This is a genomic window from Rhizobium freirei PRF 81 (genome assembly GCF_000359745.1).
Taxonomy (GTDB): domain Bacteria; phylum Pseudomonadota; class Alphaproteobacteria; order Rhizobiales; family Rhizobiaceae; genus Rhizobium; species Rhizobium freirei.
Map to the genome: position 1 here is coordinate 411,533 of NZ_AQHN01000056.1, position 19,749 is coordinate 431,281.

At 61.3% G+C, this 19,749-nt stretch carries 19 protein-coding genes; 7 read left to right on the forward strand and 12 right to left on the reverse strand.

The window, feature by feature from the left end; genetic code table 11:
* Positions 1-64: 64 nt before the first annotated feature.
* The 5 genes from RHSP_RS13935 to RHSP_RS13955 form a co-directional block, all read right to left on the reverse strand.
* Positions 65-3,223 (reverse strand): efflux RND transporter permease subunit, encoded by a 3,159-nt coding sequence (locus RHSP_RS13935; protein WP_004117919.1) that lies wholly within the window; start codon positions 3,221-3,223, stop codon positions 65-67.
* Between the two features lie 23 nt (positions 3,224-3,246).
* Positions 3,247-4,395, reverse strand: a complete 1,149-nt coding sequence (locus RHSP_RS13940) for an efflux RND transporter periplasmic adaptor subunit (RefSeq protein WP_004117921.1) — start codon at positions 4,393-4,395, stop codon at positions 3,247-3,249.
* Between the two features lie 60 nt (positions 4,396-4,455).
* Positions 4,456-5,064 carry a TetR/AcrR family transcriptional regulator gene (locus tag RHSP_RS13945; protein WP_037151816.1) on the reverse strand — a complete coding sequence of 203 codons (609 nt, stop codon included), beginning with the start codon at positions 5,062-5,064 and terminating at the stop codon, positions 4,456-4,458.
* A 227-nt stretch (positions 5,065-5,291) separates the two neighbouring features.
* The gene (locus RHSP_RS13950; protein ID WP_004117924.1) at positions 5,292-5,771 is read right to left on the reverse strand and encodes a hypothetical protein; all 480 of its coding nucleotides are present in this window, start codon (positions 5,769-5,771) and stop codon (positions 5,292-5,294) included.
* Between the two features lie 114 nt (positions 5,772-5,885).
* Complete coding sequence (locus tag RHSP_RS13955; protein WP_004117925.1) at positions 5,886-6,317, reverse strand: OsmC family protein; 432 nt, start codon at positions 6,315-6,317, stop codon at positions 5,886-5,888.
* A 369-nt stretch (positions 6,318-6,686) separates the two neighbouring features.
* Between RHSP_RS13955 and RHSP_RS13960 the strand changes: the two genes are divergently transcribed.
* Both RHSP_RS13960 and dgoD read left to right on the forward strand, forming a co-directional pair.
* Positions 6,687-7,481, forward strand: a complete 795-nt coding sequence (locus tag RHSP_RS13960) for a FadR/GntR family transcriptional regulator (protein ID WP_037151819.1) — start codon at positions 6,687-6,689, stop codon at positions 7,479-7,481.
* A 31-nt stretch (positions 7,482-7,512) separates the two neighbouring features.
* Complete coding sequence (gene dgoD, locus RHSP_RS13965) at positions 7,513-8,661, forward strand: galactonate dehydratase (RefSeq protein ID WP_037151824.1); 1,149 nt, start codon at positions 7,513-7,515, stop codon at positions 8,659-8,661.
* A 321-nt stretch (positions 8,662-8,982) separates the two neighbouring features.
* Here dgoD and RHSP_RS13970 read toward each other — a convergent pair whose 3' ends face one another.
* From RHSP_RS13970 to RHSP_RS13995, 6 genes are all read right to left on the reverse strand, one after another.
* The gene (locus RHSP_RS13970) at positions 8,983-9,699 is read right to left on the reverse strand and encodes a Bax inhibitor-1/YccA family protein (protein WP_004117929.1); all 717 of its coding nucleotides are present in this window, start codon (positions 9,697-9,699) and stop codon (positions 8,983-8,985) included.
* A 23-nt stretch (positions 9,700-9,722) separates the two neighbouring features.
* Entirely contained in the window at positions 9,723-10,493 is a 771-nt protein-coding gene (locus RHSP_RS13975) for an anti-sigma factor family protein (RefSeq protein ID WP_004117931.1), read from the reverse strand.
* Positions 10,480-11,019: a sigma-70 family RNA polymerase sigma factor gene (locus tag RHSP_RS13980; RefSeq protein WP_004117935.1), complete on the reverse strand. Its 540-nt coding sequence runs from the start codon at positions 11,017-11,019 to the stop codon at positions 10,480-10,482. The genes RHSP_RS13975 and RHSP_RS13980 overlap by 14 nt, the downstream gene beginning before the upstream one ends.
* Positions 11,020-11,082: 63 nt before the next feature.
* Positions 11,083-12,006, reverse strand: coding sequence for a bestrophin family protein (locus RHSP_RS13985; protein WP_004117937.1), 924 nt, complete (start codon positions 12,004-12,006; stop codon positions 11,083-11,085).
* Between the two features lie 130 nt (positions 12,007-12,136).
* Positions 12,137-12,889 carry a peptide-methionine (S)-S-oxide reductase MsrA gene (msrA, locus tag RHSP_RS13990; RefSeq protein WP_004117939.1) on the reverse strand — a complete coding sequence of 251 codons (753 nt, stop codon included), beginning with the start codon at positions 12,887-12,889 and terminating at the stop codon, positions 12,137-12,139.
* Positions 12,890-13,008: 119 nt separating this feature from the next.
* The gene (locus RHSP_RS13995) at positions 13,009-13,218 is read right to left on the reverse strand and encodes a SlyX family protein (RefSeq protein WP_004117941.1); all 210 of its coding nucleotides are present in this window, start codon (positions 13,216-13,218) and stop codon (positions 13,009-13,011) included.
* A gap of 235 nt (positions 13,219-13,453) precedes the next feature.
* Between RHSP_RS13995 and RHSP_RS14000 the strand changes: the two genes are divergently transcribed.
* From RHSP_RS14000 to RHSP_RS14020, 5 genes are all read left to right on the forward strand, one after another.
* Positions 13,454-14,290 (forward strand): metallophosphoesterase family protein, encoded by an 837-nt coding sequence (locus tag RHSP_RS14000; RefSeq protein WP_004117943.1) that lies wholly within the window; start codon positions 13,454-13,456, stop codon positions 14,288-14,290.
* Entirely contained in the window at positions 14,287-15,450 is a 1,164-nt protein-coding gene (locus tag RHSP_RS14005; RefSeq protein WP_004117945.1) for an ABC transporter ATP-binding protein, read from the forward strand. Before RHSP_RS14000 ends, RHSP_RS14005 begins: the two co-directional genes overlap by 4 nt.
* The gene (locus tag RHSP_RS14010) at positions 15,443-16,366 is read left to right on the forward strand and encodes a carbohydrate ABC transporter permease (RefSeq protein WP_037151828.1); all 924 of its coding nucleotides are present in this window, start codon (positions 15,443-15,445) and stop codon (positions 16,364-16,366) included. The genes RHSP_RS14005 and RHSP_RS14010 overlap by 8 nt, the downstream gene beginning before the upstream one ends.
* Positions 16,363-17,199: a carbohydrate ABC transporter permease gene (locus tag RHSP_RS14015; protein ID WP_004117951.1), complete on the forward strand. Its 837-nt coding sequence runs from the start codon at positions 16,363-16,365 to the stop codon at positions 17,197-17,199. The genes RHSP_RS14010 and RHSP_RS14015 overlap by 4 nt, the downstream gene beginning before the upstream one ends.
* Before the next feature lie 139 nt (positions 17,200-17,338).
* On the forward strand, positions 17,339-18,604 hold the full coding sequence (locus RHSP_RS14020) for an ABC transporter substrate-binding protein (RefSeq protein ID WP_004117954.1): 1,266 nt from the start codon (positions 17,339-17,341) through the stop codon (positions 18,602-18,604).
* 69 nt (positions 18,605-18,673) lie between these two features.
* On the opposite strand, the gene RHSP_RS14025 is transcribed toward RHSP_RS14020, so the two are convergent.
* Entirely contained in the window at positions 18,674-19,657 is a 984-nt protein-coding gene (locus RHSP_RS14025; RefSeq protein ID WP_004117957.1) for a substrate-binding domain-containing protein, read from the reverse strand.
* Between the last annotated feature and the right edge of the window lie 92 nt (positions 19,658-19,749).

A 19,749-nucleotide genomic window follows, 5' to 3' on the forward strand; every position in this document is an offset into this window, starting at 1 on the left:
CTGGAGATGAAAAGCGAACCAAACAAAAACCCCGGCCTGAAGCCGGGGCAAGTTTTCGCGTGCCTTACTCTGCCGCCACGGCCGGCGGCGGTAGCTGGATGGCATTCTGCTCGTCGTCGACCTGTTCCCTGGCCGGCGGCTCCGCCGACTTGTGCTTGGGCTCGCGGCCGAAGAACAGGGCGTAGCCGGCGGGCAGCACGAAGATCGTCAGGATCGTCGCCACCAGAATGCCGCCCATCATGGCGTAGGCGAGCGGACCCCAGAAGACGCCGCGCGAGATCGGGATCAGCGCCAGCACGGCCGTCAGCGCCGTCAGCATGATCGGCCGGAAACGACGCACGGCCGAGCCGATGATCGCTTCCTTCCGGTCCATACCCGCCGCAATATCCTGGTCGATCTGGTCGACGAGAATGATCGAGTTGCGGATGATGATGCCGAGCAGCGCGATGACGCCGAGGATCGCGACGAAGCCGAAGGGCGCACCGCTGATCAACAGCGCCGCAGCGGCGCCGATGATGCCGAGCGGGCCGGTCGCCAGCACCAGCATCGCCTTGCCGAAGTGCTGCAGCTGCGCCATCAACAGCACGACGATGACCACAAGCATGATCGGCGCCTTGGCAGCGATCGAAGCCTGGCTTTCGGCACTGTCTTCGGCACCGCCCTGGATCTGGATCTTGTAGCCAGCCGGCAGGCTGTTTCTTAGATCGGCCATGTCGTTGTAGAGCTTGGCCGTCACATCGTTCGACTGGACGTTGTCGGGCAAAGTCGCCCTTACCGTGATGGTCGGCAGACGGTCGCGGCGCCATTCGATGCCCTGCTCCATCGCAGGCACGATCTTCGCAACCTGCGACAGCGGTACAAAGCCGCCCGAGTCGGTCGGGATATAGACCGAGTTGACCGACGTCAGCAGATGACGGCTTTCCTCCGGCTCGCGGGCAACGATCCCGACGGTTTCCTCGCCCTCGCGATAATTGTCGAGGGTAACGCCGGACATCGAAGCCTGCAGCATCTGGCGGATGCGCTGCGAGGTGACGCCGAGGGCGCGGGCGCGATCCTGATCGATCACCAGCTTCATGGCCGGCACCGGCTCGAGCCAGTCGTCATGGATGGCGCCGAGCAGCGGATTCTGGGCAAAGCGCTGCTTCACTTGGTCGGCAATATGGCGAACCTCCTGCCGATCCGAACCCATGACGCGCATCTGCACGGGCCAGCCTGTGGGCGGGCCGAGGAACAGGCGGTCGACCTTGCCGCGGACGGACGGGAAATCTGCCGCCAGGATGCCGCGCATCTTGACGATCAGGCGCTCGCGGGCCGGCTCGTCCTTGGCCATGACCAGCATCTGAGCATAGTTGGGGTTGGTGAGCTGCTGATCGAGCGGCAGGAAGAAGCGCGGTGCGCCCTGACCGACATAGGTGGCGATGAAGCGCTTGTCCGGATCATCGGCCATGCGTGCCTCAAGGGCCTGTGCCTGCCGCTCGACTTCCTTGATGCTGGTGCCCTCCGGCAGCCACAAGTCCACGAGGATTTCCGGACGCGACGACTGCGGGAAGAAATTCTGCGGAATGAACTGGAAGGACCAGAGGCTGCCGACGAAGGCGGCAAGCGTCAGAGCCAGAACGATGACGCGATGGCGCACGGCCCAGGCGACGGAGGAGCGCAGGCGGCGATAGAAGCGCGTATCGAACACATCATGATGCTCGCCGGCATGATGCCGCTGCTTGAGGATCATGTAGCCGAGCCATGGCGTGAAGTAGACAGCCACGAACCAGGAGATCACGAGCGCGATACCGACGACGTAGAACAGCGTGCGGACATATTCGCCGGCCGTCGACGCCGCAAATCCCACCGGAATGAAGCCTGCGGTGGTGATCAGCGTGCCCGTCAGCATCGGAAACGCGGTCGAGGAATAGGCGAAGCTGGCGGCATCGAGCTTCACCAGCCCCTCTTCCAGCTTGCGCTCCATGAGCTCGACCACGATCATGGCGTCGTCGACGAGCAGGCCGAGCGCAATGATGAGTGCGCCGAGCGAGATACGCTGCAGGTCGATGCCGAACTCGTACATGATTGCGAAAGTGGCTGCCAGCACCAGCGGAATGGCAATCGCGATCACCAGGCCGGAGCGCCAGCCGATCGACAGGAACGATACGATCAGCACGATGACGAGAGCTTCGCCGAGCGCATGCATGAATTCGCTGATGGCGTCAGTCACGACATCAGGCTGGTTGGCGATCTGATCGACCTGCACGCCAACCGGCAGCGACGCCTCGAAACGCTTGTAGGTTTCTTCAACCGACTTGCCGACATCGGTCACCTTGAAGCCCGGAGCCATGACGACGCCGAGCTGCACGCTCGGATGGCCGTTATAGAGGAATTTGGCTGTGTAGGGATCCTGCAGACCGGCGGTGACGGTGGCGATATCGCCGAGGCGAGTGACCTGACCGCCGGCGTTCAGCCGCAGGTTCTTGATATCCTCGATCTTGTTGACGTCGCCCCCGACCGAGATGCGCACCGAACGCGTGCTGGTATCGACCGTACCGGAGGGATCGACATTGTTCTGGCCGACGATGGCATTCTTCAGGTCGTTGAGCGTCAGCCGACGTTCGGCCAGCACCTTGGAAGAAACATCGATATAGATCTGCTCAGCCTGGTCGCCGATGATGGTGGCCTTCTCGACACCGGGCGTGGAGAGCAGCATGTCGCGCGCCTGGATGGCGAATTTCTTCAGCTCCGGATAGCTGTAGCCGTCACCGCTGATCGAATGCAGCGTGATGAAGGTATCGCCGAATTCGTCGTTGAAATAGGGGCCGAGCAGGCCGGACGGCAGCTCGTTGTTGATATCGCCGACCTTCTTGCGGATCTGGTAGAAGGCATCCTTCACCTCGGCTGTGTTGGTGTCGCCCTTGATCTGGACGGTGGTGATGGCAAAACCGGCGCGGGTATAGGATTTGACCCAGTCGAGATGCGGCGTTTCCTGCAGCTTGCGCTCGATCTTGTTGACCACCTGGTCTTCCATGTCCTGCAGGGAAGCGCCGGGCCACACGGTCTGCACGACCATGACGCGGAAGGTGAAATCGGGGTCTTCCTTCTGGCCCATATGGGTCAGGCCGAGCGCGCCGGCGATGATGATGAGCCCGAACAGGAAGCGCGCGATGCTCGGATGGGCGATCGCCCAACGCGACAGGTTGAAACGCTTCCTCTCGGCGGAGGTGCTGTTGCTGGACATGGTGTCGTCCCTCTCGATCCGGATCAGCGTACGATATCCGCCGAAGCGGCTTTGGTTTCTGCGGCGGCCTGCTGGCCTGCGGCACCAGACAGTTTGACCTTCATGTTTTCAGACATGAACTGGGTGCCGGCGGCAACGACGACATCGCCGGTCTTGAGGCCATCGGCGACACGCACGCCGTCATCGGCGAAATCGGCAACCTTGATGGTGCGCGAATGGACCGTGCCGGCACTGCGATCGACAAGCCAGACGATCTGCTTTCCGTCCTTCTGCGCAAGGGCGCTCAGCGGAATGGAAACATAGGGCTGGGTGTTGCCGGCGAGCGCTTCGATCGTCGCGGTCATGCCGAGCAGAACGCGCTGATCGTTCGGCAGGCTAACGCGCACCGCAAACGTACGAGACTGATCGGCGCTGCCGGATACTTCCCGCACCTTTCCGTCCAGTACGAGCGCCGAATCCGACCAGAAGCGCGCCTTGACGTCCTTGCCGACCTTGAACTGGGCAATGTCCATCTCCGGTACGGCGACCTGCACTTCCTTCTCGCCATCGACGGCAACGGTAACGACCGGCGTGCCGGAGGCAACCACCTGACCGACATCGGCGTTGATTGTGGTGACGATGCCGTTCATGTCCGAGGTCAGATCGGCATAGGCGACCTGGTTCTTGGCTTCGGTGAGCGCCGAGACGGCGGAATCGCGCGACGAAACCGCTTGTTCGTAGGAGAGCTCGGCCTGTTCGAGCTGCGACTTGGAGGTGACATTCTTGTCGAACAGCGCCTGAGCGCGTGTGCGGGCAAGCTCGGTCGTCTGCACCTGCTTTTCCGCCGAATCCAGAGTTGCCTGCGAGCGGCGCACGGCAAGAGTATAATCGGTCGCATCGATGCGGGCGAGCACATCGCCGGGCTTCACCCTCTGGCCGATATCCACCTTGCGCTCGACGATCTTGCCGTTGATGCGGAAGCCGAGATTCATCTCGGTGCGCGCGCGCACGGCGCCGGAATAGTCGAGCTTGCGCGTCGTATCCGCCTGGGCGATTTCGACCACCTTCACCGGACGGATCACCTCCGCCGTCTCTTCCTTCTTCTCGTTGCAGCCTGTGAGCCCGAGCCCAACGGCGGCAATGAGAGCCGCGCCGGCAGCGGCCCGTAGAGTGTTGGTCGTCAGCGAAACCATGTCGCTCTCCTAAAGTCGAATAAAAAACGGGAGCGCTCCGGCCATCCGGTGCGCGAACTGCTATTTCTTCAAGGCCCTGATGACGAATTCGATGAGATCTTCGGGCTCGGCCTGGTATGATTTGGCAAGACACTGCGCCACCATCTGCGGATGGCAGAGATCGACCGTCGCCGCGGCAAAGCATTTGGCTGCAACATGCGGGTCCTGCTCGGCAAACTCTCCGGCGGCAATCCCTTCGCCGATGATCTCGGCGACCAGATCCTGCATACGTTCGATGTGCTTTTCGATGACATGCCAGTCGCGCTCTATGGCGACAATGACCATCTCGTGAACCTTCTGCTCGTCGAGCATGGTCTCCAGCGTCATCTTGTATTGGCCCATGGTGTAGGCCCGCAGCCGATCGGATGCGCTGAGCGGCTGGTTACGAATATTGAAAGCCATCTGATAGCTCTGCTGGAGCATACGCCCGCAAAGAGCTTGATGGATTTCAACCTTGGAGCTGAAGAAACGATAGATGTTCGCCGTCGACATGCCGAGATCGCGGGCGATGTCGGCCACCGTGGTCTTGCTATAACCATAGTGGCGAAACAGCCGCTCAGCAGCTTCGAGGATGCGCGCGATGTTGTCCTGACGCGCAGGGTCGGCGCTAACATCGGGAAGATCGAGCATGGGCAGTACCTGATGATTTACGAGTGACGATTTTCAATTTTCGTCACTCGTAAATCATCAGAGCGCCGATGTCAAGAAAACCGCCTGCAACGGCAGGCGGTTTTCGAATGCTATGCGATGACGTTTGAGTGTGCCGAACAACTTGCAACAAAGGTTAAACGATCGGCAAAGCCCTTGTCGGAACTGAGCCGAAAGCGGCCAACATGCTCGGGGGCGACAGCGCCCGGTCAGACGCCCAGGAGCGCAGGACGGAAGCGACGGATGCTGAGATAGCCGACAAGCAGGCACACCACGAGGAGAGCCACCTGCGCCACCAGTATCGGCGGCTCGTTACCATTGGGTGCCAGCGTATTCAGCGCCGGTATCTTCTGGAACGATTGAATGATCAGCACCAGACAGTTGAAGAACAGCAGCACCATGGCCCCGACGATGAAAACAGGGCGCCAGATGCCGGCAAGATGGAAACTGTAGCGCGCCAGCGCGGTCGGTATGAAGATGAGAACACACAGACCGCCGACGATGATTGCCGGTGTGGCAGCGTGAAACGGAAACAGAAAGCCCGTCAAGCTGGTGAGAATGGTCGCGACCATATAGACCAGCGTCGATCGCTCGTGACGATTGGCGGTAAGAAAGCCGTGAGCGACGACAATGCCGCTGACGATGGCAATCAAGCTTATGACGACGTGAATTAAGAGAATTCCTGACATTCGCCTCTCCCTTGAGCACCGCATTCCCATGAATGACAGCCTAATGCCCGGATGCGGAATATATATGAAACGCGCCGCGCCAACCAGCGCGGCGCAAAAGCTGAAGCGGCCGGTTCAGGCGGCGTGAACTTCCAGCGAAATCGGAACCGAAGCGAGAGCCTTGGAAACAGGGCAGCCGGCCTTGGCCTTGTTGGCAAGCTCGGTGAACGTGGCCTCGTCGGCGCCAGGCACCTTGCCCGTCAGGGTCAGGTGGATCGCGGTGATGGCAAAGCCGCCTTCGACGCTTTCCAGCGTGACCTTGGCCGTGGTCTCCATGCTCTCGGCGGTGAAGCCAGCCTCATTGAGGATCAGCGACAAGGCCATGGTGAAGCAACCGGCATGCGCAGCCCCGATCAGCTCTTCCGGATTGGTGCCGGCAACGCCTTCGAAGCGGCTGGCGAAACCGTAGGGATAATGATTGAGCGCGCCGCTCTGGGTCGAGATCTGGCCTTTGCCATCCTTCAGACCGCCGGACCATTGAGCCGAACCTGTACGATTGATCTGCATATCGTCCTCCTTGTCGTTGAACTGAGCTTTGGGAGCAGAATCCTCGCTTCCCGCGGTGATCCGACGGCGACGGCATTCACACCGGCCGCACGGACACCATAATCCTTCTATCCGCCGAAGACGACGCCGCCATAACAGCAGCGGCGCCGACGTCAACAAAGCCCAGCGCAGCGGATTGTTCCCGTCTGCGATGGGATGATGCCGTTTAATCATCATACAAGGCTGTTGCTAATGTATGATGATTAAAGTATCTTGGCTTTCATGCGAAAAACGCTTCGAACGTGAGCGGATATCGGCCGCATGCACGACCAGCATGCGCCCTTGGTCGCAAGCGATTTCGGGAGCGCGCAATGGTCTGGAGGAAATAGGGTGGTTTCGGTTGAAGAACAGGGGCATGCCTCCCCGGCTCAGCCGGCGCGCCGTCCGCGCGTCCGCAAGAACGTGACTGCGTCGATTGCCGAGGATATCTGCTCCGAACGTTATCCCTCGGGCTCGACCCTGCCGCGCGAGAACGATCTTTGCGCGATCTACGGCGTCAGCCGCACGGTCATCCGCGAGTCCCTCAAAATACTGGAATCGAAGGGGCTCGTGCGCGGCAAGCCGCGCATCGGCACGTCAGTCTGCGCCAAGGACGACTGGAACATCCTCGATCAGGACGTGCTCGAATGGATGGGTCCCTACATCGCCGGCTTCGATATTCTCGGCTCTATCCTGGAGGCGCGCCGCACCATCGAACCCGTTGCCGCTGAATATGCCGCCGAGCGGGCCACCGCCCAGGAAATTGCCGATCTCGACAATGCATGGCGGCAGATGCGCGATAGCGGCGACGATCCGGAAGGCTTCACCGAAGCCGACGTGACCTTTCACAAGCTGCTGCTGAGCGCCAGCCACAACCAGGTGTTCCGCCGCCTGTCGAGCGCCATGCATGCCGGCCTCAAATATGCGCTGCACGCCTCGAATGTCGCCGCTCACAGCCGGGACGAGGCGATCGTCGTCCATGGCCAGCTGGTGGAGGCGCTGCGTCTGCGCGACCGCGCTGCGGCCCGCGACTGCGCCCATCGCATGCTCGATCTTGCCGCCCGTGACCTTGCCGTCGAACGACGGCCGGATGGCGGGCGGAAAACCAATCCCGAAACCCCGACATCCGCGGCATCGCGCCGCTGATACGATTCAAAGTCGAAATGGAAGCAATGCCATGAAGATCACGAAACTGACGACCTACATAGTGCCGCCACGGTGGCTGTTCCTGAAGATTGAGACGGATGAGGGCATCGTCGGCTGGGGCGAGCCGGTCGTGGAAGGCCGTGCGCTAACCGTGCAGGCAGCCGTGCACGAGCTTGAAGACTATCTGATCGGCAAGGATCCCTTTCTGATCGAGGATCACTGGAACGTCATGTACCGCGCCGGCTTCTATCGCGGCGGCGCCATTCACATGTCGGCGCTTGCCGGCATCGACCAGGCGCTCTGGGATATCAAGGGCAAGGCGCTCGGACAGCCGATCCATTCGCTGCTCGGCGGCCAGGTGCGCGACAAGATCAAGGTCTATTCCTGGATCGGCGGCGACCGCCCCTCCGACGTTGCCAACAACGCCAAGGACGTCGTTGCCCGCGGCTTCAAGGCGATCAAGCTCAACGGCTGCGAGGAAATGCAGATCGTCGACACCTATGACAAGGTGGAAAAGGCAGTCGAAACCATCGCCACCATCCGCGAGGCGATCGGCCCTTATATCGGCATCGGCGTCGATTTCCACGGCCGCGTCCACCGGCCGATGGCCAAGGTACTCGCCAAGGAGCTGGAGCCCTACAAGCTGCTCTTTATCGAAGAGCCGGTGCTCTCTGAAAACCGCGAGGCGCTGAAGGAAATCGCCAATCATTGCTCGACGCCGATTGCCTTGGGTGAGCGTCTCTATTCGCGCTGGGACTTCAAGTCTGTGCTATCGGACGGCTATGTCGACATTCTCCAGCCCGATCTCAGCCACGCCGGCGGCATCACCGAATGCCGCAAGATCGCGGCCATGGCCGAAGCCTATGACGTGGCGCTGGCCCCGCATTGCCCGCTCGGCCCGATCGCACTTGCCGCCTGCCTGCAGGTCGATGCCGTCAGCTACAATGCCTTCATCCAGGAGCAGAGCCTCGGCATTCACTACAACAAGGGCAACGACATCCTCGACTATATCTCCAACAAGGAGGTGTTCCACTATGCCGACGGCTTCGTCTCGATCCCGCAGGGTCCCGGCCTCGGTATCGAGGTGGACGAGGCCTATGTGATCGAGCGCGCCAAGGAAGGCCATCGCTGGCGCAACCCGGTATGGCGTCACGAGGACGGCAGCGTCGCCGAGTGGTAAGATCACGGCCCTCTCCTGACGGACGAAGGGCCTGACATCCGCAATGATTCAAGGCCCGATGGCAGCAGATCCGCGCTATCGGGCCCTTTCTTTAGACAGTGCTCTCTCAGTCCGGCACCTTCCCCCTTTGCCGCTCTGCGGCGAAGATGGCTGCAACCCTGTTTCACATTCCAAAAAAGTTGCGCCTGCAGTATCGGCGCAGATACTGCAGGCGCGTCATGCGTCTCAACAAGCCCCCAGGGAGACGCATTCCCAGAGCACGATCACCAAAGGCGTGGAGTGCCCTTTAGCTCAGACCATGCTCAAGCAGACAATTTCAAACTACTCCCGCTCGCCGGTGAGGTTCAGCAGCAGCTGGAAGATGTTGACGAAGTTCAGGTAGAGCGACAGGGCACCGAAGACGGCAAGCTTCTGTTGCGATTCCTGATCGTGGTTTTCGGCATACTGTTCCTTGATGTTCTGCGTATCCCAGGCGGTCAGGCCGACGAAGACGACGATACCGATCACCGAGATTGCGAATTGCAGAGCGCTCGAACCCAGGAAGATATTGACGATGCTGGCGATGATTACACCGAACAGGCCCATCATCAGGAACGAGCCGATGTTGGAAAGATCACGCTTCGTGGTGTAGCCGTAAAGGCTGGTCGCGCCGAACATGGTCGCGGCGATGAAGAAGGTGCGCGCGATGCTCGTGCCGGTGAAGACCAGGAAGACCGAGGCCAGCGACAGACCCATGACCGCGCAGAATACCCAGAACATCATCTGCGCCGTGCTGGCCGACATGGACTGGATGCGGAACGAGAAGAAGAACACGAAGGCGAGCGGCGCCAGCATGACGACCCACTTCAGCGGCGTCTGGAAGATCGGCACGTAAAGTGCCGGCGTCGTGCCGACGATCATCGCGACGATGCCCGTCACCACAAGGCCGATACCCATGTAGTTGTAGACGCGCAGCATGTGCTGGCGCAGACCTTCGTCGAAGAGCGCCTGCGAGCCTGCGCCGGCTGCGTAGCCGTATCGCGGATTGGTCGGGTTCATAGTCGTTCTCCTTTAATTCAAACTCAATACAGGCTGCGAGCGAGCTTCTGGGCATCGCCGTCAAGCTGCCCCGCCTTGCCGTTGCCGATCAGCGCATAGGCGACTTCGCCGATCTGCCAATAGGCAGCCTGGACATCGTCACGCTTGATATGACTGACGTCCTGGACGGCGAAATTGCCCGGACGGACGGCGAAAAGTGATAAATGCCCGTCCGTGCCGGCATCCACCATCATTTCGACGCTCGGACCGAACTCGGACGGATAGATCTGCGCATCGGTGACGCGCCAGTCGCCCGGCAGCTCCGGCAAGACGATTGCCGTCGACGCGCGGATTTCATCCGCATTGTAATTGGCGTCCGCCGATTGCGGCTTGATTTCCTCGCGCATGGTGGTCGTCTTGTAGGCGCGCACCGCATCGTCGACGAAAGCCGGCGGCCGTGCGGACGCATTGACTTCACTCGCCGTAAAGGCGCCAAAGGACGTATGCGCGACCCAGCCGGTCGCCACCAGCATGGCAATGGCGGCGACACGCTGGAAAGAACCAAACATGCGACCGTAGACCAGCCCGCGCTCCAGTCGCCGTGCGGCCTCGCGCGTCTCCGCCCTGAGCACAGGGCTTTCGCCGGCCAGCGCCATGCGCAACTCACCGCGAATGCTCATATCCGCCATCACCTTGGCAGCAATCTCGGGATGATCCGAGAGGTAGGATTCCACCTCGACACGGCGCGCGAGGGTGAGCTCGCCATCGACATAGGCGTCAAGATCGGTATCGATGATCGGATCAACGATTTTCATTGCCGCCTCCTTCGATCAACCGCAGATGCGAAACCCTGGAGGTCGCGTCCTCGAAATTGCGCAGGCTCGCCCGGGCCCGCGAAATGCGGGACATCAGCGTGCCGACCGGAATGCCAAGCGCGGCTGCCGCCTCCTGATAGGAGAGGTCTTCGATTGCCACGAGATGCAGCGCCTCGCGCTGCTCCTCCGGCAGACCGAAGAAGGCCTCGCGCACCTGACTCAGGCGCACCGCATGGTCCTGCGGCGCGGCCAATGCCGGCGCCACCTCCGCAGCCGCTTCCTCGTGACGACGGCTCTGCGACCTACTCTGGCGCAAGCGATCGATATGCACATTGTGCAGGATCGACAACAGCCAGGTGCGCAGGTTGCCGTCACGCCGGAAGGACGCCTTCCGCTCATAGGCCTTGACCAGCGCGTCATGCACCAGATCTTCGGCATCGTCCGCATTGCGCACGAGCGAGCGGGCGTAACGTCTCAGCGAACCGAGCTGCCCCAAAACATCGAATGTGCGTCCTTTGCGTTCCATGCACCTATATACGGAAGCAGCCCGGATTCTATTCCATGGCCTGACGAATATTTTTGCTGATTTTTACATCAGCAGGAAATCCTTGGGCTGCGGCAGCGGCGGCAGATCGGTTTCGCCGAGCGCCTCGCGCAGATTGATCTCGATCGTATCGGCAAGGGCGCCGATGGCGAGCGCATTGGGACGACGGCCGAACGGATCCTCCAGCTCGTCGCCCAGCGCGTCGAGGCCGAAGAAAGTATAGGCGATCAACGCCGTGACGAAGGGCGAGCCCCAGCCGAGCGTATCGACATAGCCGAAGGGCAGAAGGAAGCAGAAGAGATAGGCGGTGCGATGCAGAAGCAGCGTATAGCCAAAGGGCAGCGGCGTGTTGCGGAGGCGCTCGCAGGCGGCCTGGGCCGCCCCCATCTGGCCGATGGTGATATCCAGCATCTGATACTGGATATCCGAAATCGCGCCTGACGCCTTCAATCGCGCGAGATCGGCGGACATCAGGCGCAGAATGAGATCGGGCTTGTTGCGGGCTGCATGGTAGAAATCGGCCTCGCTCGAAGTCAGCAGACGGAGCACTTTTCCCTCGTCGCTACCCGGCCGCAAAAGACAGACCAGCGCCTGCGCGAAGGCCATGGTCAGGCGCAGCAGGTTCTTGCGCGCCTCGACGCCCGTTTCACCCGCACTCTCCAGCACCAGTGTCTGGCGGGCAAAACCGCGCGCGAGATAGACGAGCTGCCCCCAGTCGCGCCGACCCTCCCACCAGCGGTCGTAGCAGGCATTGTTGCGGAAGCCGAGGAAGATCGAAAGCGCGATGCCGAGCAGCGAAAGCGCCGAACCGTTGAAGGAAATGATGAGGTTCGGCCGTTCCTCATGACCCCAGACGATAAGCATGGACAGCAGGAAGATGGCGATGATCTGCGGCAGAATGCGCCGGATGATCGAACCGCGGAGGATGAAGAAAAGCTGGAAAAGATTCGGCCGGTCGCGGACGATCATGGCGAAGCGCACTCTCGATGAATGTCTGGTGAGGGAGCAATACACCAGACGCGCAGCGAGTAACGAGCATTTCTTGCAAGGCGGCCGTGCCCGGCGGGCAACGCTCGCCGGACAGCGCATCAGCTATCGGTCAATTCGCGCCGGTGCTCGCAGTGACCAAAACCGGGTCGGCGCGATAATCCTTGGGAAAGAGATGTTCAAGATTCTTGATCTTCGGCAGATCGTTGATGACGATATACGGATAAGTCGGATGCGTCGTCAGGAAATCCTGGTGATAGCTTTCCGCTGCATAGAATTGCCGCGCCGGCTCGATCTTGGTGACGATATTGGCATCGAAGGCCTTAGCGCGATTGAGCTGATCGATATAGGCGTGGGCAATGTCGGACTGCGACTGGCTGGTCGGGAAGATGGCGGAGCGATATTGCGTGCCGGTATCAGGCCCCTGATAGTTCAGTTCGGTCGGATCATGCGCCACCGAGAAATAGATCTGCAGCAGATGGCCGTAGCTGATCTTGTGCGGATCGAAGACGATGCGCACGGATTCGGCATGGCCGGTGTCGCCGCTGCTCACCATTTCATAATGCGCCGCATCCTTGCTGCCGCCGGTATAGCCGGACGTGGCACTGATGATGCCGTTGACGTGCTGGAAGACGCCTTGCACGCCCCAGAAGCAGCCGCCGGCAAGCACTGCCGTCTCCGTATTGGCAGAGGCCGCCTTTTCATCCATGCTCGGCGCAGGAATGACACGCGCGTCCTCGGCCGAAGCGCGGCCGACAAATTGCAGCGCAACGCCGCCAAGCAATACCGCCACCGCCGTAAGGCCGGCGAAGCGGGTGACGCGTGCCGAATAAATGCGGATCATGTTTGTCGATAAAGTCTTCATGTTGATTTCCTCTCGACCGCGATGGCCAATGCTCCGGTCATAAGGAAATACGGGAAGACAGGCATTTTTGTTACACACGCCAGCGTGTAACACCGAAACGTGAAGACGGAGCGGCGCGATCAGTAGTGCGGCGGCTTGGCGATACCAGGCGCGTCGAGCGATTGCTCTTCGAGCGTCAGGAAGCGCTCCGTCAGCCGGTCGAGCTTATGCCTGGTCTGCTCGATCACCTTCCATTGCTCGGCAATCTGATCGGACAGTTCCTCGATCGTCTTCGCCTGATAGGCGACCGTCTCTTCGAGTGTCGTGATGCGGCTCTGTTCGTCTGACATATCCAATCCCCTTCGGCAGCGATCTATATCACCCGAACATGGCGCGTACAGGCCTCAATTCGCCTTGCGGCGAGCGATGACGCCGTTTGACGGTGATGTGACAAAACTGAGAAACAGCTGAAAAGACCCGTTACCTTACTGACATGGGGGCCTTCTAAAGAGAGCGCAGAGACGCGCCGGTTTTGAGGGAACTCTTTTGCAGGCGCATTGCTTCTGACGACTCCGGAGACGCGCCTTGAAGATCATCCAGATCACCGACACGCATTTGAGCCCCAACAAGCCGCATTTCAACGGCAATTGGGAGCCGCTGGCAAAATGGATCGAGGCCAGCGGCGCCGACCTTATCGTCCACACCGGCGATTTGAGCGTCGACGGCGCCGACAGGGACGAGGATCTCGTCTTCTCTATGGAGATGATGCGGCAGGTATCCGCGCCGATGCTGATCGTGCCCGGCAATCACGATGTCGGCCACCTGCCAGGCTCCTACCAGCCGGTCAATCCCGAGCGGCTGGAGCGCTGGCGCCGCCTTGTCGGCCCGGATTATTGGGCGAAGGACGTCGACAACTGGCGCCTGATCGGCCTCAACAGCCTGCTGATGGGCTTCGAGGATGACGAGGAGCAGAAGCAGTTCGACTGGCTGCAGGACATGCTCGAAAGCCGTGGCGAACGCCGCATTGCCCTCTTTGCCCACAAGCCTCTCTTCGTCGATGCGCCGGATGAAGGCGATACCGGCTACTGGAGCGTGCGGCCTTCGCAGCGCCGCCGGCTCTATGATCTGATCGCGGCCCACGACGTCGCCCTCTTCGGCAGCGGCCACCTGCACTGGACCTGGGAAGGCCGCTTCAACGACACCAACCTGGTCTGGGCGCCGCCCGGCGCCTTCATCCTCGACACGATGGAGCGAGAAATGCCCGGCGAGCGGCTGATCGGTGCCGCGATCCACGAACTTGGCGAGACGGTGTCGTCCGAGCTCGTCGCCGTGCCCGGCATGACCGCCTACTTCCTCGATGACGTCGTCATGGAAGTCTACCCGCAGGCAGCCCCCAAGGCAAAGAAGGAGCCGGCCGAATGAGTGCACTCTCGCTTCGCGGCATCGCCAAATCCTTCGGCGGCAACGCCATCCTCAAGGGCGTCAACATCGACGTCGAACCCGGCGAATTCATCGCCCTCGTCGGTCCATCCGGCTGCGGCAAGAGCACGCTGCTGCGCATCCTTGCAGGCCTCGACCATGCCGACAGCGGCGAAATCGTCCTTGGCGGCAGCGACGTCTCCGGCGTTGCGGCGGCAGACCGCAACATCGCCATGGTCTTCCAGTCCTACGCGCTCTATCCGCACCTGACGGCTTCGGAAAACATCGCCGTGCCGCTCGCCATGCGCCGCCTGTCGCGCGCTCAGCGCCTGCCCTTCATCGGCTCGCTGATCCCCGGCCAGCGCGCCACCCGTACCGGCATCATCCGCGACGTCCGTGAAATGGCGACTTCTCTGAAGATCGACCATTTGCTCGACCGCAAGCCGGGCCAGATGTCGGGCGGCCAGCGCCAGCGCGTGGCGCTGGCCCGCGCCATGGTGCGCCGCCCCGCCGTCTTCCTCATGGACGAGCCGCTCTCCAATCTCGACGCCAATCTGCGCGTCCACGCCCGAGGCGAGATCGTCGATCTGCATCGCCGCGCCGGCGTGCCCACGGTCTACGTCACCCACGATCAGGCCGAGGCGCTCTCGATGGCGGATCGCGTCGCGGTCATGATCGGCGGGCAGCTGCTGCAGCTCGCCTCGCCGCAGACGATCTATGACGATCCGGCCCATGTCGAAGTTGCCCGCTTCGTCGGCCAGCCGCGCATCAATCTGCTGCCGGCACTGGCGGAGAACGGCATCGTTGCCTTCGGCGGCATCCGTCTTGCGCTGGAAGACGACACCTTCTCCGGAAGCAACGTCACCCTCGGCATCCGCCCGGAGTTCGTGAGCCTCGCTCAAAATCGCCAGGACGCACTCGCGGCCCATATCGAGCGCATGGAATTCCTCGGCTCCGAGGTCATCCTCTACGCCAAGCTCGATGCGATCGGCGAAACCATGATCGTCAAACTTGCGCCTGCCGAGGCCGCCGGTCTTTCTGCCGGCATGCCTGTGGCGCTCTCGCTTGCAGCCGAGCAGGCCTTGGTCTTTGCCGAGGATGGTCGTCGGCTGCGTGCCGTCCCGACAACTGTCGACGCTGCCCGGGAGAAGGCGCATGGCTAGCATTGCCGCCACATCCTTGCCGATGCAGTCGGCGGCGGCGCACGAACGCAGCGAGGCCCGCACGGCTCTGCTGTTCGCCCTGCCCGCCATTGTCCTGATCGTGCTCTTCATCCTGGTGCCGATCATCGCCGTCGTCGTGCTCGGCTTCACGGATTTCCAGCTCGGCGACAAGGGCCTGCGCTTCGTCGCTTTCGAGAATTATGCGCATCTGCTGAAGGATCGCGGCTTCCAGAAATCGCTTTGGAACACCGCAACCTATACCGCCATCGTCGCACCTGCCTCGATCGTGCTTGGCCTCGGCGTCGCGTTGCTGATCGAGAGCGAAGGCATTGGCCGCAGCTTCTTCCGCACGGCCTACTTCCTGCCCGTCGCCTCGCTGATCGTCGCGATGGCAACCGTCTGGCAGTATCTTTTTCACCCGACGATCGGCCCGATCAACGCTCTTCTCGCCGAGATGGGCGTGCGCGGACCGAACTGGCTCGGCTCGTCGGCGACGGCGCTCTACAGCTTGTCGATCATCGGCGTCTGGCAGTCGGTGGGCTTCAACATGGTGCTGTTTCTTGCCGGCCTTACCGCCATCCCGCGTGAGCTTTACGCGGCAGCCGAAGTGGATGGCGCGAAATCGTCCTTCGACCGCTTCTGGCTCGTCACCTGGCCGATGCTCGGACCGACGACGCTGTTCGTCACCACAATCAGCATCATCAATGCGGTGAAGGTCTTCGACACCGTGAAGGCATTGACCGACGGCGGCCCCAACCATGCCTCGGAAGTCCTGCTCTTCACCATCTACCAGGAAGGCTTCGTCTATCTCCGGGTCGGCTACGCCTCGGCCATGACGACGGTGTTTCTCGCCATCCTCGTGGTGCTGACCTTCCTGCAATATCGCGTCCAAGACCGGCAGGTGCATTACACATGACCTCGACAGGCTTCACTCCCGGCCGCATCCTGCGCCTTTTGGTGCTGATCCTCGGCTCGCTCATATTCCTTGCGCCCTACATCTTCATGATCTCGACCGCCGGCAAGGCGCAGGACGATATCTTCACATCGGCGCTGAAGCTGATCCCGACGAATTTCTATTATATCGAGAACATCGCCAAGGCGCTGAGCAAGGTGTCGATGGGCACGCTGCTGTTCAACGGCGTTCTCGTCTGCGGCCTGATCTTCTTCTTCCAGGTGCTGATCGCCATCCCCTGCGCCTATGCCATGGCTAAGCTGAAATTTCCGGCTGCGCGCATCATGATGCTGCTGGTCATGCTTGGGTTGCTGATCCCGATCCATGCGACGGCGCTACCGCTTTATGTCGGCTTCAACAGCCTGTCGCTGCTGAACAGCTACACCGCTCTGGTCGCGCCCTTCTCGATCTCGGTGTTCGCGATCTTCATGTTCCTGCAGTTCTTCCGCGCCATGCCGGATGATCTGATCCACGCCGCCCGTCTCGACGGCATGTCCGAACTCGGCATCGTCGCCCGCGTCATCGTGCCGAATGCCTGGCCGGCGGTCACGGCCTTCGCGATCTTCTCCGTCGTCGCGCACTGGAACGACCTCTACTGGCCGCTGATCGTCATCACCAAGCAGGCCTATTTCACGCCACCGCTGGGCCTCATGTATTTCCGCGCCGCCGAAGCCGGCGACGACTACGGCGCGCTCATGGCGGCAACCCTCATGATTACCCTTCCCCTCGTCGCGGCATTCCTTCTCGCACAGAAGCGTTTCGTCGAGGGCATTACCATGACCGGTCTCAAAGGCTGACCGGTTCGACTAGAGCGGATGATTCTAGATCGAATCGATCTAAGATCTGAATCCGCTCTAGAATCAAAGAAGTAGAGCATGATTTCGTCCGAAAACCGCTTACACTTTTCGGCATCATGCTCGAACAGGAGAACGAGCGATGAAGCATATCACCCAGATTCTCGCCGCCGCGGCCATTTCGATGGTCGTGACGGTCCCGGCCTACGCCGAAACGACCCTGACGGTTCACTACCCCATGCCCGGCTTCTTCAAGAACGTGATGGACACGATCTCGAAGAAGTTCATGGAAGAAAATCCCGACATCAAGATCCAGTTCGCTGCCCCTTCGGCCACCTATGAGGAAGGCATCCAGACCATCCTGCGCCAGGCCGGCACCAGCGAAATGCCCGATGTCACCTTCATCGGCCTCAACCGCCTGCGCATGATGGACGAGCGTAACGTCGCCGTCGACCTCGGCCCCCTCGTCAAGAAAGAGGGCAACATGGCCGAGAAGGGTTTCTCGGACACGATCCTGAAGCTCGCCCAGGTCAAGGGCAAGCAGGTCGGCCTCGCTTTCGCGACCTCGAACCCGATCATGTACTACAACGCCGATCTGGTGAAGGCTGCCGGCGGCAATCCGGACAACCCGCCGAAGACCTGGGATGAAGTCATCGCGCTCGCCGGCAAGATCAAGGCGCTCGGCAACGGCGTCGACGGCATGGACTTCCGCTGGCAGGGCGACGACTGGATGTTCTCCGCCCTCCTCTTCGGCGCCGGCGGCAAGATGCTGAGCGACGACGAAAGCAAGGTCGCCTTCAACGGTCCTGAGGGACAGAAGGCCGTCGAGATGATCCAGCGCTTCGTCAAGGAAGGCGGCATGCCGGTCTTCACCAAGGCTGCCGGCGAGCAGGCTTTCGCTGCCGGCAAGGTCGGCTTCGAATTCCAGACCACCGGCGCACTCGTCAACACCATCAAGAATGTCGGCACCAAGTTCGATCTGCGTACCGCCAAGATCCCGCTGATCGACCCGGTCAACGGCCGCCTTCCCACAGGCGGCAATGCCGTCGTCATCCTGACGCATGATCCGGTCAAGGAAGAAGCCGCCTGGAAGTTCGCCAAGTTCGCCGCCGGCCCCTATGGCGCCTCCGTCGTCGTTCCCGGCACCGGCTATGTTCCGAACAACGAACTGGCTGCCAAGTCTGCCGAATATCTCGGCGACTTCTACAAGAAGAACCCGCTGTTCCAGGCTGGCCTGAGCCAGATGCCGGTCATGATCCCCTGGTACGCCTTCCCGGGCGCCAACGGCGTCAAGGTCACGCAGACCATCGTCGACAACCTCTCGCGCATCATCGATGGCTCGGCCGCACCGAAGGAAGCGCTTGAGGATGCTGCTTCCGACGTCGGAGGCATGCTGCCGCGCAGCTGATCTTTCGATCCGGTCCGAAGAAATCGCGCCGCCTCTCTTCGGGAGGCGGCGTTTCCCGTGCAGAGACGCTCAGGACTGAACAGCAAGATCGCGCACGCTCCCGCCCACGCGCAGCCGGTAAGGCACGGTCAAATGGCGAGGCGGCGCGGCGTTTTCCGCCATGTCGAGCAATAGCGATGCGGCAGCCGCACCCATGGTCCCGTCCGGTATTTCAACGGTCGTCAACGACACCTCCGTCAACAGACCGAGGGAAATCCCATCGAAACCCGCGACCGAGATATCGCGTGGAATAGAGAGGCCCTGTCGCCGCAGCGCGCCCATCACGCCGAGGGCCAGAAGATCGTTGGAGGCGATGATCGCCGTCGGGTTCGAACGCGCGACGACGTCCGAAAGATCGAGTTGCTCCAGGCTGCTCACGAAGGAAATCTCCAGAGTATCCAAAGGCCGCTGCCCGGCCGCCTCCATAGCTCTGATATAGCCGAGATAGCGTAGTTTCGCCCGGTCCGACGCCGCGAAGTGTCCGGAGATGAACAGAATGCGGCGGTGCCCCTTGCATAGGAGATGGTTGGTCAAATCACGACCTGCAGCGAAATTGTCGGTGGCGACGGCGGCGGTGAAGCGGCTTGTCGGCAGATTGCCGAGCAGCACGGTCGGCGGCAGGGCTGAAGATAGAGCCATACTGCGTTCGGGATCGCAGACCGTGAGGATGAGGCCGGTCGGCTGCTGATGAAGAAGCGAGGCGACCGCGTCCGGCTCCTGCGCCGGGTCATAGTTCGACTGCGCGATCAACACGCTGTGACCCGCATGAAAGGCTCGGTTCTGGATGCTGGAAAGCGAAGCCGCAAAAACGGGATTGGTAACGCTGGGAATGAGCACGCCGATTGCCGGCCGCCCGTTGCCAGTACGCCCACCCCCCCGATAGCCGAGTTCCGCCGCCGCCCGGCGCACGCGGCGCACCATCTCGTCGCTGACGGGACCGTTGCGATTGAGCACGCGGCTGGCGGTCGCGACCGAACAGCCGGCGCGAAAAGCAACCTGCTGGAGCGTCGACATGATATCAAGCACCTCCGGCTTCGGACTTCAGCCCCCGATTGGAACAGCCCCCTGGAAATGATGGGGATTTATATCAGAGCAATGACAGTTAT